Origin of the sequence: Veronia pacifica (assembly GCF_001707825.1) — a bacterium.
GTDB lineage: Bacteria > Pseudomonadota > Gammaproteobacteria > Enterobacterales > Vibrionaceae > Veronia > Veronia pacifica.
This window is the reverse complement of sequence record NZ_LYBM01000010.1, coordinates 1-15,380: the sequence shown is the minus strand read 5'-3', so window position 1 is coordinate 15,380 and position 15,380 is coordinate 1. Positions and strand designations below refer to the sequence as shown.

The following is a 15,380-nucleotide window of genomic DNA, read 5'->3' as shown; positions in this document are numbered from 1 at the left end:
GATAACTCCAACACAGCTTTCTCACCATGGTTAGAGATGGGTTTTGTTGTTCAGCCTATGACGCTCATAAGGTTGAAAATAGGCAAATACATACCTATGACCAAAGAGCCAATCACCCCACCCAAAAATAGAATAATCATAGGCTCAATGATTTTACCGAGATTGTCGACGGTATTATCGACATCCTCTTCGTAAATAGTGGCGACTTTATTTAGCATATCGTCCAATGAGCCTGATTCTTCTCCAATCATGACCATCTGAGTGACCAATTCGGGAAATGCACCACTGTCGCGGATCGCGATGTGCATCGGCTGTCCGGCAGCAGTTTTCTTTTGTATCTCTTCCACCACTTGCTGGATATGTAAGTTGCCAGCCGTTTTTGCTGACGACTCCAACCCACTGAGTAAGGGAATACCCGCGCTGAACGTAGTGGCCAGTGTGCGGGAAAAGCGTGATACGCTGGCTTTGGTAAATACATCACCAAATATGGGTAATTTCAGACTGAATCGACTGAGTTTAAGGCGAAAGTTGAAATACTTTTTGTGTGCTACGTGACAGAGTATTATCCCAATTATAGTTAGCACCGCAATAGTAATACCGTGTTTAGTAATAAAACCTGAAGCGGCGAGAATTTGTTGGGTAAACCAGGGAAGTTCAGCATTAAAAGATGCAAATACTTGTTCAAACTGGGGAATGACAAATAGTAAAAGTAATATCGTTACTCCTACCGCTACCATTGAGACGATTGCAGGATAAATCATCGCTTTTTTAACTTTACGGCGCATATTTTCCTGTTTTTCTCGTTGCAAACTTATGCGGTCAAATACTGTATCAAGTTGCCCTGTCATTTCACCAGTAAACACCAAATCACAGAAAAAATTATCGAATAACGGTGAGCTGGTAAGGAATGCTTGAGAAAGTGAGGAGCCTGATTCAATTTGCTGACAAATCTGAGCAATAATGTATTTCATCCCGGCTTTTTTACAACTGCTGCGTACCAGTTGAAGTGCCTGAACCATTGGTACACCAGCAGTTAGCATTGTTGCCATTTGGCGGCTAAATAAGGTGATATCTTCTGCTTTGGCAGTGTGCTTTCTTAGTTGAAAAGAAGAAGCATTTCGGCGACGAATTTTTTGGATTTTTATTTGCTGGCTTGACAAAGCGTCCCTGACATCAGATTCATCAACCGACAGCATTTGGCCCTTCACTTTTTTTCCTGTCCGGGTGGTACCACGCCAGTGAAAAGCACTGAGCTTCTGTTTTTTAATTATTTTGCTCATACTGACTTTCCTATAATTGGGCGACTCGCATCAATTCGGTGATGCTGGTCGTACCTTCATTTACTCTTGCAATGCCAGATTCGATAAGGGTTCGCATACCAGACTGGACGGCTTTTTCCTCAAGTTGTATCGCACCATCCCCTTCTTCAATTGCCAGTCTCAGTGTCCGATCGACAGGCATTACCTCATATACACCGATGCGGCCTATATAGCCATGATTACAATGGTCACAGCCATCGGGGTTTGCCTGACAAGCACGATTAAGATCAATTGATGGATAATGCCTGACTATAGGATCAATCAAAGGGTCATCCATTTTTTGAGGTATTTTGCAATGCTGACAAAGTCTACGGGCAAGGCGCTGGGCCACAATAAGAGTGAGAGAGGCTGAGAGGTTATAGCGTGCGACACCCATATTAGCGATCCGGGTAATGGCTTCAGCAGCAGAGTTGGTATGTAGAGTGGATAGCACTAAGTGCCCTGTTTGGGCAGCCTTTATTCCAATTTCTGCCGTTTCCAAATCACGAATCTCACCTACCATGACAACATCCGGATCCTGACGAAGAAACGAGCGTAGAGCAGTTGTAAAATCTAAACCGATATCATTGTTTATATTGACTTGGTTAATCCCCGGTAGATTAATTTCTACTGGATCTTCGGCAGTAGAAATATTTCGTGCCGGAGTGTTGAGATGGCTCAGGCCTGTATAAAGAGAAACAGTTTTGCCACTGCCAGTGGGCCCGGTAACCAGTACCATCCCCTGAGGTTTATTCAACGCAGATAAGTAATGTTGCTGTTGATAAGGATCAAAACCAAGCTGACTGACATCAAGTGCGATATTTCCGCTATCCAATAGACGCAAGACTACTTTCTCACCCCACAATGTGGGCAGGGTAGAGATACGCATATCGATACTCTGGCTATCACTAATATCCAGCTTCATCCGACCATCTTGTGGCAGTCGACGTTCAGCAATATTCAGTCGGGCAAGAATTTTTATCCGTGTCGAGAGACGACGGGAAATCCCAACAGGCGGTGTGCTGTAAAGCTGCAAAATACCATCAAGACGAAAACGGACCTGATAACTGTCTTCAAATGGTTCAAAGTGGATATCGGAAGCATTTTTACGCACCGCATCCATCAAGGTGCGCTGAATGTATCGGCTAACTGGGGCATCGTCATTGAGTGCAGTTTCGGATTCGTTGCTCTCATCAATCGCGGCAAGCTCTGCCAGTTCATCGTCACTCACACTTGCAGCCGAGGTATGGTCTCCAACTGCTTGCCCGTAAAGTCTTCGTATGGCGCCTAGTAACTGTGAATACTCAACCAGTACAGGTTTAATCATTTTACCAGTGGCGAAGCGAAATTCGTCTTGTGCCTCTAAGTTAGTGAAATCACTCACGGCTAGGGTAACTATTGTTTCTGTCACTTCGAGAGGGAGTGACATTAGTTTTAGCACTAGATCTTGTCTTGAAACGCTATCTGTTGCCGAAGCATAATCATAATCATAAATAGATAATATTGGTTCATTTAGCACTTTGCTCTGAGCAGCAGCTACTTCACTACTCGACAGTAGCTGCCTCTCAATAATTACAGATATTTCAGATTTACTTTTACTTAAAACATTCTCTGTAATTATGTCAAATTGATGGGAGCTGATAAGCTCAGCTCTCAATAACATACTTGACAGTTTGTTCATTTAATTAACGGCACTCTCTTGGCACAAGTGCGTTAGCTGCACTAGACGAGCATGCCCAAGCACCATTCACACCGCGAGTTAAAGTAAGAGTAAAGGTATTCAGCTGTGTTGTATTATTGAACGCATAAACCATTGTGCCACCGACAGATCCCTCAGCTGTAGGAGCTAAAGCAAGTGTGCCTGTTGTTAGAACAGGTACGCCATTAGTGGTATCACCTGCTGCCGTCGCTGGCAGTGTAGGGAATACACTATTTTCAGCAATACTGTTTTCAATATTGGTTTTTAGACCCGACATTGTCGATAACGCTGCAGCCGCCTGAGACTTGGCGACATAGTTTTGATATTGGGGAATAGCTATTGCTGATAAAACGCCAATCACAGCAACCACAATCATCAACTCAACTAAACTAAATCCCTGTTGTTTCTTCATAAATCTACCCTTAATTAACTTCACAAAAAATGTATGAACTGTGTCAATTTACTGGCAGTTAAAAAGGGGATATAGGAGACAAAGTGTGAACTTCGAGTGGATAATAAGATTTATATGTAATTGACTTTTAAATTATTTACATAATGTGGGGCATCATGCAAATGTCACAATTGCGGCGCGATAAACGCCGCAAATGCTATCATTTAAGGCGCATTGAAAGGTCCATTGCTCGGATATGCTTGGTCAGCGCACCGACTGAAATATAATTGACACCAGTTTCCGCGAATTCGCGAAGAGTGCTAAGTGTGACATTACCCGACACCTCCAATGCAACTCGTCCCTTGTTAAGGTCAACAGCTTGACGCATCATTGCAGTCGTAAAGTTGTCCAACATCACAATATCGGCCCCTGCATCAATGGCTTGCTGAAGCTCATCCAGTGATTCTGTCTCGATTTCAACAGGTTTCCCCGGGTTGAGCGATTTTGCTGTAGCCACAGTTTGTTTGATGCCGCCACAGGCAATAATGTGATTTTCTTTGATCAGGTAGGCGTCGTAAACACCGATTCTGTGGTTAAATCCACCGCCACAGGCAACAGCGTATTTCAGGGCATTACGCAGACCCGGAATGGTTTTGCGGGTGTCGAGAAGACGGGTAGCGGTGCCATTGAGTTCTGCCACATAGCGCGCGGTTTCGGTGGCACAGCCGGACAGAGTCTGAATAAAGTTCATTGCATTGCGCTCACCAGTCAATAATGCGCGCGCTGGACCAGACAGCTCGCACAGCACCTGATTGGCAGACACAGTATCACCGTCTTCAACATGCCATGTGATACTCACATGATTGCCGAGTTGGCGAAACACCTCATCTGCGAAAAGGCGACCACAGAATACGCCATCTTCGCGGGTAATAATGGTTGCCTCGGCGTGATTGTCGGCCGGGATGAGGCTGGCAGTGATATCTGCGGATGCATCCAGTGAACCGCCCAGATCTTCTTTTAGGGTATCGGTGACGCAGCGAGTCACGTCTTCTGCCAGTTGTGCTTTAAGCGCGGCAAGGCGAGCTTCGCTGTCATGGACGCGAGATGTCTGTTGTTGTGTCATGGTGATTCCGTCACAAAAAATAATGGGTGCCGGTGCTACCCGGCTAAACTAATAGCAATTTTACATGTTGCCTGCTGTATGAGCTAGGGGAAGAGGTATTGATGACGTCGCAGTCTGAGTCAAAGCCTATTATCCTTGCGTAAGGACCTACGGGATAAAAGCGCCATGAAAATAGAGAATCACCGACTAGAAGAGGCACAACAGGTCGCGTCGCCTCATTATGATGACAGGGAGCGTGATGAAATTTCCCTTCTTGTCATTCACAACATCAGTCTGCCTCCCGGAAAGTTTGGTGGCAGCTATATTGAGGATTTTTTTCTGGGTCAGCTAAAGAGTGACGAAGATCCCTTTTTTGATACAATCCGAGAGGTGAAAGTTTCGGCACACTGTCTGATACGTCGTGATGGAAGCATCGTTCAGTTTGTCCCTTTTGACCGACGCGCATGGCACGCGGGCGTTTCGTGTTTTGACGGACGTGAAAAATGTAACGACTTTTCGATTGGTATCGAGCTGGAAGGCACGGATGACTTACCTTATACCGATCAACAATACCTAGCGCTTAAAACAGTATCCAAAGCACTGATGGCGCAGTATCCAGCGATCACGCCTGAACGAATAACAGGGCATGAGCACATTGCACCTGGTAGAAAAACGGATCCTGGACCGTCATTTAACTGGAATAAATATCGCGCATTATTGAAATAGCTATTTTTTTGGCCTGAGATCCAATGGTCTGACCAATGAGCATTTGCCGATTATTTCATGATCACTATGTCAGAAAATTGTCAACTTCGAAAACCAAGTATGAGTGGACAAATGTCGCTCTGTCTGGTAACTTTTTTCATGTTTTCAAAAATTGGTATTACCAATTTACCGATGTAGTGCGCTCTGGTACACAGACGCCAAAATAAAATAAGAAAAGATGGCATATCAACGGATTCGTCAACCCAAGCTTTCAGAGGTGATTGAAAAGGAACTGGAGAGTCTGATTCTCGAAGGTAGCTTGTCACCGGGGCAGAAATTGCCACCTGAACGAGAGCTGGCTAAACAGTTTGATGTTTCCCGACCTTCAGTTCGAGAAGCTATTCAGAAACTGGAAGCCAAGAAATTGCTGAACCGTCGACAGGGAGGCGGTACCTTCGTCAGCGATAAGTTGTGGCAACGCTTTTCAGACCCGTTGTTTGAATTGCTGTCAGAGCACCCTGAATCACAGCTCGATTTGCTGGAAACCCGGCACGCATTAGAGGGGATATCGGCATACTTTGCTGCCCTGCGTGGCACGGATGAAGATTTTACTCGGATTTGTCGCTTCCACGATCAGATCCGTGAAGCACAACAAGTGGGCGATTTAAAAGCTGAAGCTGAAGCCGTCATGCATTACCTGATTGCGGTAACTGAAGCCTCCCACAACGTTGTGTTGCTGCATATTATTCGCAGCATGGCTCCCTTGTTGGAGCAAAATATTCTTAAGAATTTTGAATTGCTTAACCGCCGCCCACAGGTGGTGGATAAGGTAAGTAAACATAGGGCCGATATTGTAGAGGCGATAACTGCTGGCGAGCCAGAGCAAGCCCGGCAGGCATCACATGCACATCTGGCTTTTATCGAGGAAACCCTGTTGGACCTTGGCAGGGAGGAGAGCAGAAGAGAGCGCTCCTTACGCCGAATTCAGCAGCGCAAGGACTAGTTGTAAATAGCGCGTCCTGACAGCTTACGAAAGCTGTCAGGATGCGTTTTTTCAGCTGCAAAAAATTTTTGTTTTGTATGAGTCAATCAACGAAAGGATAGATCGCCATGTCTGAAGTCATGAAAAATGACGTGGACGCACTTGAGACCCAAGAGTGGCTAGAAGCGCTTGAGTCAGTCGTTCGTGAAGAAGGTGTAGAACGTGCCCAGTTCCTACTAGAACAAGTTATGGAGCAGGCGCGCCTTGAAGGTGTTGATATGCCAACAGGCATCACCACCAACTATGTAAATACCATCCCAGCTGATAAAGAACCGGCTTACCCAGGTGATGTAAACCTGGAGCGTCGTATTCGCTCTATCATTCGTTGGAACGCGATCATGATCGTGTTGCGCGCCTCGAAAAAAGACCTGGAACTGGGTGGCCACATGGCGTCATTCCAGTCCTCTGCTGCTTTCTACGAGACTTGCTTTAACCACTTCTTCCGCGCACCGAACGAGGTGGACGGCGGTGATCTGGTTTACTATCAAGGCCATATTTCTCCGGGTATCTACTCGCGTGCTTTCGTTGAAGGCCGCCTGACTGAAGAGCAACTGGACAACTTCCGTCAGGAAGTAGACGGTAAAGGTCTTCCTTCTTACCCTCACCCGAAACTGATGCCTGAATTCTGGCAGTTCCCTACCGTTTCAATGGGTCTGGGTCCAATCTCTGCGATCTATCAGGCACGTTTCCTGAAGTACCTTGACGGTCGTGGTTTGAAAAACACTGCTAACCAGCGTGTTTACGCTTTCCTGGGTGACGGTGAGATGGATGAGCCAGAATCACGCGGCGCGATCTCTTTCGCAGCACGTGAGAAGCTGGACAACCTGTGCTTCCTCGTTAACTGTAACCTGCAGCGTCTTGACGGCCCTGTAATGGGTAACGGCAAGATCATCCAAGAACTGGAAGGTCTGTTCAAAGGTGCTGGCTGGAACGTTATCAAAGTGGTTTGGGGTAGCGGTTGGGACAAACTGCTGGCGAAAGACACCACGGGTAAACTTCTGCAACTGATGAACGAAACTGTTGATGGTGATTACCAGACGCTGAAAGCGAAAGACGGTGCGTACGTACGTGAGCACTTCTTCGGTAAATACCCTGAGACGGCTGCTCTGGTTGCAGACATGACTGACGACGAGATCTGGGCACTGAAACGTGGTGGTCACGAGCCGTCGAAGCTTTACGCTGCATTCAAAACTGCACAAGAAACTTCTGACCGTCCAACCGTGATCCTGGCGAAAACCGTTAAAGGTTACGGCATGGGTGCTGCGGCAGAAGGTAAGAACATTGCGCACCAGGTGAAGAAAATGGACATGAGCCATGTTCAGCATCTGCGTGACCGTCTGGGCCTGCAAGATCTGGTTTCTGACGAAGACATGGTTAACCTGCCATACCTGAAACTGGAAGAAGGTTCAGCTGAGCACAAGTACCTGCATGCCCGTCGTGACGCGCTACACGGTTACACGCCACAGCGTCTGCCTAAGTTCACTGATGAGCTGACTCTGCCTGAGCTGGATAGCTTCAAGCCTCTGCTGGAAGAGCAGAAGCGTGATATCTCCACCACTATGGCATTTGTTCGTGCTCTGAACGTACTGCTGAAAGACAAAGGCGTTGGTAAGAACATCGTGCCAATTATTGCTGATGAAGCACGTACCTTCGGTATGGAAGGTCTGTTCCGTCAAATCGGTATCTACTGCCCACATGGTCAGAACTACACCCCAGAAGACCGTGGTGTTGTTTCTTACTATAAAGAAGCGACCTCTGGTCAGGTTCTGCAAGAAGGTATCAACGAACTGGGTGCGATGTCTTCATGGGTTGCTGCTGCGACGTCTTACAGCACTAACAACTTGCCAATGATTCCGTTCTACATCTACTACTCTATGTTTGGCTTCCAACGTGTTGGCGACATGGCGTGGATGGCGGGTGACCAACAGGCGCGTGGCTTCCTGCTGGGTGCAACGGCTGGTCGTACTACTCTGAACGGTGAAGGTCTGCAACACGAAGACGGTCATTCACACGTTCAGGCGGGAACCATTCCTAACTGTATCTCTTATGACCCAACTTTCGCTTACGAAGTTGCTGTGATCATGCAAGACGGTATCCGTCGCATGTACGGTCCTGAGCAAGAGAACGTGTTCTACTACCTGACACTGATGAACGAAAACTACGCACAACCTGCTATGCCAGAAGGTGCGGAAGAAGGCATCCGTAAGGGTATCTATAAGCTAGAAACACTAGCGGGCGACAAGTCTAAAGTTCAGCTGATGGGTTCAGGTACTATCCTGAATGAAGTTCGCAAAGCGGCGACCATCCTGAGCGAAGAGTACGGTGTAGCATCTGATGTATACAGCGTGACCTCGTTCAACGAGCTGACTCGTGACGGTCAATCATGCGATCGCCACAACATGCTCAACCCAATGGACGAAGCACAGGTTCCTTACATCTCGCAAGTGATGGGTACTGAACCTGCTATCGTTGCTACCGACTACATGAAGAACTACGCCGAGCAAGTACGTGCGTTTGTTCCTGCTGAGTCTTTCCGTGTGCTGGGTACTGATGGCTTCGGTCGTTCTGACAGCCGTGAGAACCTGCGTCGTCATTTCGAAGTTAACGCTGGCTACGTTGTTGTTGCTGCGCTGACTGAGCTGGCTAAACGCGGTGACGTCGAGAAATCTGTGGTGGTTGAAGCCATCAAGAAATTCGATATCGACACTCAGAAAGTGAACCCACTGTACGCGTAAGAGGCAAATAAAATGGCAATTGAGATTAATGTTCCTGACATTGGTGCAGATGAGGTTGAAGTTACTGAGATCCTCGTCAGCGTTGGTGACAAAGTTGAAGAAGAGCAGTCGCTGATCAACGTTGAAGGCGATAAAGCATCAATGGAAGTACCTGCATCACAGGCAGGTATTGTTAAAGAGATCAAAGTAGCGGAAGGCGACAAAGTGTCTACTGGCTCTCTGATCATGATTTTTGAAGCTGATGCGGCCGGCGAACCGGGTGCTGCTGAAGCGGCACCTGCACCAGTTGCTGAAGCGCCAGCAGCTGCGCCTGCACCAGCCGCTGCTGCTGAGCTGAAAGAAGTTCACGTACCTGACATCGGTGATGACGAAGTTGAAGTTACCGAAATCATGGTTGCTATCGGTGACAGCATCGAAGAAGAGCAATCACTGATCACTGTTGAAGGTGATAAGGCTTCAATGGAAGTTCCTGCACCATTCGCGGGTGTACTGAAAGAGCTGAAAGTGAATGCGGGTGACAAAGTGTCTACCGGTTCTCTGATCATGGTCTTTGAAGTCGCTGGCTCTGGCGCAGCGCCTGCAGCAGCTGCTCCTGCTGCGGCTCCAGCTCCAGCGGCTGCACCAGCAGCTTCTGCAGAAAAAGAAGTTAACGTTCCTGATATCGGTGGCGACGAAGTAGAAGTTACCGAGATCATGGTAGCGGTTGGCGATACTGTTGAAGAAGAACAATCACTGATCACTGTTGAAGGCGATAAGGCTTCAATGGAAGTACCAGCACCATTCGCAGGTACTGTGAAAGAAATCAAAGTAGCAGCGGGCGATAAAGTATCGACTGGCTCTCTGATCATGGTATTCGAAGTGGCAGGTGCAGCACCTGCAGCGGCGCCTGCGCCAGCAGCAGCTCCAGCTCCAGCTCCAGCTGCGCCAGCTAAAGCAGCGGCTCCAGCAGCGTCTGCACCAGCAGCAACGGGTGAATTTGAAGAAAACAACGAGTACGCGCATGCGTCTCCTGTTGTTCGTCGTCTGGCTCGTGAATTTGGCGTTAACCTGTCCAAGGTTAAGGGTACTGGTCGTAAAGGCCGTGTTGTTAAAGAAGACGTTCAGAACTTCGTAAAAGATGCGCTTAAGCGTCTGGAGTCTGGCTCTGCAAGCGCAGCATCTGGTAAAGGTGACGGCGCGGCACTGGGTCTTCTGCCATGGCCTAAAGTTGACTTCAGCAAGTTCGGCGAAACTGAAGTTAAACCACTGTCTCGCATCAAGAAGATTTCTGGCGCTAACCTGCACCGTAACTGGGTAATGATCCCGCACGTTACACAGTGGGATAATGCAGACATCACTGATGTTGAAGCATTCCGTAAAGAGCAGAACGCGATTGAGGCGAAGAAAGACACTGGCATGAAGATCACCCCATTGGTGTTCATCATGAAAGCAGCTGCGAAAGCACTGGAAGCCTTCCCTTCATTCAACTCTTCTCTGTCAGAAGACGGCGAGAGCCTGATCCTGAAGAAATACGTTAACATCGGTATCGCCGTAGACACACCAAATGGTCTGGTTGTGCCTGTGTTCCGTGATGTTAACAAGAAAGGCATCCATGAGCTGTCTCGTGAGCTGATGGAAGTTTCTAAGAAAGCCCGTGCTGGTAAGCTGACTGCTTCTGACATGCAAGGCGGCTGCTTCACTATCTCAAGCCTTGGCGGCCTGGGTGGTACTGCATTCACTCCAATCGTGAATGCTCCTGAAGTAGGTATCCTGGGTGTATCTAAGTCTGAAATGAAACCAGTATGGAATGGTAAAGAGTTCGCACCTCGCCTAATGCTGCCTCTGTCTCTGTCTTATGACCACCGTGTTATTGACGGTGCAGAGGGTGCGCGCTTCATTACTTACCTGAACGGCGTAATGTCTGACATTCGTCGTCTGGTACTGTAACGCACCACCCCGTTCGCGCCAGTGGCAAGCCTGCGACAACGTTGCAGGTATGCTAAGACCTGAGGTCTAACTGGCGCGAATTGATGTATTGGTCACAGGCTAACCGGATTTACATTTGCTGGTTGACCGCTGAGCGCTAGAATAGCGGCCCCTACTGGGACAACCCTCGTAAGGCACTCGGCAACAATAAGCATATATCCGTGATTAGCCTGTTAGGGACATAAGATTACAATGAGGTCAGAATGAGTAAAGAAATCAAAACCCAGGTAGTTGTACTGGGCTCGGGTCCTGCTGGTTACTCAGCGGCTTTCCGTTGTGCCGACCTAGGTCTGGAAACCGTACTTATCGAGAAATACAGCACGCTAGGTGGTGTATGTCTGAACGTGGGTTGTATCCCGTCTAAAGCTTTGCTTCACGTTGCTAAAGTTATCGAAGAAGCGAAAGCGATGGCTGAGCACGGTGTCGTGTTTGGTGAGCCACAAACTGATCTGAGCAAGATCCGCGTATGGAAAGAGAAGGTTGTTAACCAACTGACTGGCGGTCTTGGCGGTATGGCGAAAATGCGTAAAGTTAACGTCGTTAACGGTTACGGCAAATTCACCGGTCCTAACACCATCGTGGTAGAGGGTGAAGACGGCCAGACGACTGTAAACTTCGACAACGCTATCATTGCTGCGGGTTCACGTCCTCTTGAGCTGCCGTTTATCCCTCATGAAGATCCACGTATCTGGGATTCGACTGACGCGCTTGAGCTGAAAGAAGTACCAGAAAAACTGCTGGTTATGGGCGGCGGTATCATCGGTCTGGAAATGGGTACCGTATACCACGCACTGGGTTCTGATATTGATGTTGTTGAAATGTTTGATCAGGTTATTCCTGCGGCAGACAAAGACATCATTAAAGTCTTCACTAAGCGTATCAGCAAGAAGTTCAACCTGATGCTGGAAACGAAAGTGACCAAGGTTGAAGCGAAAGAAGACGGTATTTACGTCACGATGGAAGGTAAGAAAGCGCCTTCTGAGCCTGTTCGTTACGACGCTGTTCTGGTTTCTATCGGTCGTATTCCTAACGGCAAACTGATCGACGCTGAAAAAGCGGGTATCGAAGTTGATGAGCGTGGCTTCATTAACGTTGATAAGCAACTGCGTACTAATGTATCGCACATCCACGCTGTGGGTGATATCGTGGGTCAGCCAATGCTGGCGCACAAAGGTGTGCATGAAGCTCACGTAGCGGCAGAAGTTATTTCTGGTAAGAAACATTACTTCGACCCGAAAGTGATTCCTTCTATTGCTTACACTGAGCCAGAGGTTGCATGGGTAGGTAAGACCGAGAAAGAAGCGAAAGCGGAAGGTCTGAACTACGAAGTAGCGACATTCCCATGGGCAGCATCTGGCCGTGCTATCGCGTCTGACTGTGCTGACGGTATGACGAAGATGATCTTCGACAAAGATACCAACCGCGTACTTGGTGGTGCTATTGTTGGTACCAACGGTGGTGAACTGCTGGGTGAAATCGGTCTGGCGATCGAGATGGGCTGTGATGCAGAAGACATCGCACTGACCATCCACGCTCACCCGACTCTGCACGAGTCTGTGGGTCTGACTGCTGAAGTGTTTGAAGGTTCAATCACTGACCTGCCAAACAAAAAAGCGGTGAAGAAGAAGTAATTCTTCTCACTCTATCTCTCCGAGATAAATAGAAAAGCGTCCTTAGGGGCGCTTTTTTTATGCATGGCTAGTAGGTTTTCTGGACGTTGTTTTCTCATCATTGAGCAGTGCCCTCAAAAGTTACCGTGAACGCCAATGTTTGCTTTATAGTTTTTCGTCGGCCGACGTTTTTATCCGCAGTTTCTGGAGTAACGTCTTTCTTCATTCCAAGCAGGTACGCTTTTCATGGGATATGTTTTTTTCAGCAGAGTAATGATTTTCACACTCATGCTGCCCTTTGTATTGTTTTCAGACTTCGCCTTGTCAGATGTTGATGAATCATCGCGCCCTAAAGTTGGGCTTGCTCTCAGTGGCGGCGGGGCAAAGGGTGCGGCACATGTCGGTGTACTGAAAGCGTTGGAGGAACTACATATCCCCATTGATTTCGTAGCAGGAACCAGTATGGGAGCCTATGTCGGTGGTCTGTATGCATCTGGCATGTCAGCGGATGATATTGAGGTACTTATTGAGTCGATTGAATGGAGCAAAGGCTATCAGGACAGGGAGGGCAGAGCGGAGCGCCGTGTTCATACTAAGGCATCTGACGATAGATATAACATAAGAGCAAATATTGGCTTTGAGGGATTAGAAATAAAAACGCCGCAAGGTATCGTTCAAGGCCAGTATATGAAACGCATTTTGCGTGAATCGACAGGGTCGTTACCGGAGCTTTTAACGTTTGATGAATTAGTCTTGCCCTTTCGTGCAGTCGCGACAGATATCGAGAACCTGACGCCGGTTATTCTCGATGGTGGAATACTAAGCGAAGCGATGCTGGCCAGTATGTCCGTTCCAGGTGCTCTGCCCCCTGTTAGGCTAAATGGACAGCTTCTTGTCGATGGGGGACCTGTGAATAATATGCCTGTTGATGTGTTGAAAGCGATGGGCGCAGACATTGTGATTGCCGTGGATATTGGAACGGATTATGCGAAGGAAGATAAGCTAAAGAGTTTCTATCAGGTCAGCAATCAGTTGATCAATTTCATGGTAAAAAATAGCACCAAAGATCAAATCGCCAAGATGTCACAACAGGATATTCTGTTGAGACCGGATGTGGGTGATATGGAAACGACAGAATTTGGTCGGATGCCGGAAGCACTCAAAAAAGGCTATCAAATTACTCTCTCATCAGAGGCCAGCCTTTCTTCTCTCATGAAGTCGTCTGCAGAATATCAAACCTATATCGACAACAAACAACAACGTCGAAAACAGCTGGTCTATGCCGACCAGATCGAAGTGGACAGGGTGGGCATTACTAATCAGTCGCCTTATTCTGATGAAGTACTCAAAGAAAGGCTGAATATTTCGCATGGGAAAATTGACACCCGTGAACTGGAAAAGGCGATCGAAAACCTCAATGCATTAGACCGGTTCGAGTCCATTGACTATCACTTGCATCAAGATGATGGCGAGAACATATTGCACTTAGAGGTGCGTGAGCGAAGTTGGGGGCCAAACTTCGTTGATTTTCGTTTCTCTATTGAAGACGACTTTAATACGACAACTTTTTATACCACTGGTATGCGAATCACCAATACAGGTTTGAGTGAGTATGGCGCTGAGTTGAGTACAGAACTTGAGATGGGCAACAATAAATTGGTAGGGGTAGAGCTGTTTGCCCCTCTGGTACCGTCCCAAGAGTATTTTTCTCTAGTTTGGGGTAAATATTCGAAAAAACAGGTAAATCGGTATTTTTACACGTTTGGTGGCGAGCCCAGCCTTGATGTTCAAGGGGCCTTTTCTGATCTCACGGTTGTCGAGCGAACCGATCAGTGGGAGGTGGGGCTTGAATTTAGTTGGCAGCCAACGCTCTGGAGCCAGTTAAGTGTTGGCTATCAGCGTTTGGTCGGTGAAACCATCGCACTGAATATCGAAAGCAAGAATTATGTACGCAGTGAGCCTTACATCAGTTACACGATAGATACGCTTGATAACAGGGTATTCCCAACAGAAGGCAGTTTCCTGCTGGCAAGACACCGCTGGGTGACAGATGATTTTATTACTGAGCCTATTTTGGGGAATACGGTTGTTAAGTCTAAGCAGCTTGACCTTGAACTTTTACATGCGGGAAGCCTTGGAAGGCATACGGTCTACGGTAGGCTCAGCTATTCGGGGAGTTCAGATATTCTCGATGTTTCTGAGTCATCTTCAATAAGTGGTTTTGCACAAACAAACCTTGTGATAGAACCTCGTAAATTGGGTGGTCTGTTCAACTTATCTGGTTTGCCCAGAGGTCGCTTGACCGGAGACAACAGCATGTTTGGCTCTCTTATCTACCGTTATCGTTTGCAAGACAACGACTTCGGTTTATTTAAAACGCCTGTCTATGTCGGTGCCTCTATTGAACGGGCGGCGATTTGGAATAACCCAGAGCTATCATTAAAAAATGTACCTTATTTTAATGCTGGCAGTGTATTTGTTGGTGTCGACACTTTATTTGGTCCGTTGCTGCTTGCTTATGGTCTGGCAGATGAGGGCAATGACGCTGTTTACCTAAGCTTAGGGACTCAGTTCTAGTCTCTGTATCAATATATAACTACACAATCAGCACATAAAAAAACCGCCCTGAGGCGGTTTTCAGATGTCGCTGGCTTTACGCTCGCGTCGAGATAATCACTTAGAGTTTAAAGCGACCGACAAGCTTATCCAGATGGGTTGAGAGGTGGTGTAGCTCCTGACTGGATTCTGCCATCAGTGCTGCAGTTTCTGCGGTGCGCAGTGTGGTCTCATTAATATCTTCAATGTTGCGGTTAATGTCGTTAACGACGGTTGA

Annotated in this window: 10 protein-coding genes; 6 read left to right on the top strand and 4 right to left on the bottom strand. The window is 47.5% G+C overall.

Annotated features, from left to right (window positions below):
- Window positions 1-50: 50 nt before the first annotated feature.
- From A8L45_RS07280 to nadC, 4 genes are all read right to left on the bottom strand, one after another.
- Entirely contained in the window at window positions 51-1,280 is a 1,230-nt protein-coding gene (locus tag A8L45_RS07280; protein ID WP_068900731.1) for a type II secretion system F family protein, read from the bottom strand.
- Between the two features lie 10 nt (window positions 1,281-1,290).
- Entirely contained in the window at window positions 1,291-2,979 is a 1,689-nt protein-coding gene (pilB, locus tag A8L45_RS07275) for a type IV-A pilus assembly ATPase PilB (RefSeq protein ID WP_068900729.1), read from the bottom strand.
- A gap of 4 nt (window positions 2,980-2,983) precedes the next feature.
- Window positions 2,984-3,409 carry a pilin gene (locus A8L45_RS07270; protein WP_068900728.1) on the bottom strand — a complete coding sequence of 142 codons (426 nt, stop codon included), beginning with the start codon at window positions 3,407-3,409 and terminating at the stop codon, window positions 2,984-2,986.
- 199 nt (window positions 3,410-3,608) lie between these two features.
- Window positions 3,609-4,511: a carboxylating nicotinate-nucleotide diphosphorylase gene (gene nadC, locus A8L45_RS07265; protein ID WP_068900727.1), complete on the bottom strand. Its 903-nt coding sequence runs from the start codon at window positions 4,509-4,511 to the stop codon at window positions 3,609-3,611.
- A gap of 165 nt (window positions 4,512-4,676) precedes the next feature.
- Here nadC and ampD point away from each other — a divergent pair, with 165 nt between their 5' ends.
- The 6 genes from ampD to A8L45_RS07235 all read left to right on the top strand — a co-directional run bounded on the left by ampD (window position 4,677) and on the right by A8L45_RS07235 (window position 15,124).
- A complete protein-coding gene (ampD, locus tag A8L45_RS07260; RefSeq protein ID WP_068900725.1) occupies window positions 4,677-5,216 on the top strand; it encodes a 1,6-anhydro-N-acetylmuramyl-L-alanine amidase AmpD in 540 nt (179 codons plus the stop codon).
- Window positions 5,217-5,433: 217 nt separating this feature from the next.
- Entirely contained in the window at window positions 5,434-6,198 is a 765-nt protein-coding gene (gene pdhR, locus A8L45_RS07255; protein WP_068900724.1) for a pyruvate dehydrogenase complex transcriptional repressor PdhR, read from the top strand.
- 107 nt (window positions 6,199-6,305) lie between these two features.
- Window positions 6,306-8,972 (top strand): pyruvate dehydrogenase (acetyl-transferring), homodimeric type, encoded by a 2,667-nt coding sequence (gene aceE / locus A8L45_RS07250; RefSeq protein WP_068900722.1) that lies wholly within the window; start codon window positions 6,306-6,308, stop codon window positions 8,970-8,972.
- A 12-nt stretch (window positions 8,973-8,984) separates the two neighbouring features.
- Window positions 8,985-10,898 (top strand): pyruvate dehydrogenase complex dihydrolipoyllysine-residue acetyltransferase, encoded by a 1,914-nt coding sequence (gene aceF, locus A8L45_RS07245; RefSeq protein WP_068900720.1) that lies wholly within the window; start codon window positions 8,985-8,987, stop codon window positions 10,896-10,898.
- A gap of 242 nt (window positions 10,899-11,140) precedes the next feature.
- Window positions 11,141-12,568: a dihydrolipoyl dehydrogenase gene (gene lpdA, locus A8L45_RS07240; RefSeq protein WP_068900718.1), complete on the top strand. Its 1,428-nt coding sequence runs from the start codon at window positions 11,141-11,143 to the stop codon at window positions 12,566-12,568.
- Window positions 12,569-12,820: 252 nt separating this feature from the next.
- A complete protein-coding gene (locus tag A8L45_RS07235; protein ID WP_245680667.1) occupies window positions 12,821-15,124 on the top strand; it encodes a patatin-like phospholipase family protein in 2,304 nt (767 codons plus the stop codon).
- Window positions 15,125-15,380: the final 256 nt, after the last annotated feature.

Bases quoted from the DNA above. Each gene is read 5' to 3' on its own strand.
- nadC (WP_068900727.1), bottom strand. From the start codon at position 4,511: ATGACACAACAACAGACATCTCGCGTCCATGACAGCGAAGCTCGCCTT.
- pdhR (WP_068900724.1), top strand. From the start codon at position 5,434: ATGGCATATCAACGGATTCGTCAACCCAAGCTTTCAGAGGTGATTGAA.
- aceE (WP_068900722.1), top strand. From the start codon at position 6,306: ATGTCTGAAGTCATGAAAAATGACGTGGACGCACTTGAGACCCAAGAG.
- A8L45_RS07270 (WP_068900728.1), bottom strand. From the start codon at position 3,409: ATGAAGAAACAACAGGGATTTAGTTTAGTTGAGTTGATGATTGTGGTT.
- pilB (WP_068900729.1), bottom strand. From the start codon at position 2,979: ATGAACAAACTGTCAAGTATGTTATTGAGAGCTGAGCTTATCAGCTCC.
- aceF (WP_068900720.1), top strand. From the start codon at position 8,985: ATGGCAATTGAGATTAATGTTCCTGACATTGGTGCAGATGAGGTTGAA.
- A8L45_RS07235 (WP_245680667.1), top strand. From the start codon at position 12,821: ATGATTTTCACACTCATGCTGCCCTTTGTATTGTTTTCAGACTTCGCC.
- ampD (WP_068900725.1), top strand. From the start codon at position 4,677: ATGAAAATAGAGAATCACCGACTAGAAGAGGCACAACAGGTCGCGTCG.
- A8L45_RS07280 (WP_068900731.1), bottom strand. From the start codon at position 1,280: ATGAGCAAAATAATTAAAAAACAGAAGCTCAGTGCTTTTCACTGGCGT.
- lpdA (WP_068900718.1), top strand. From the start codon at position 11,141: ATGAGTAAAGAAATCAAAACCCAGGTAGTTGTACTGGGCTCGGGTCCT.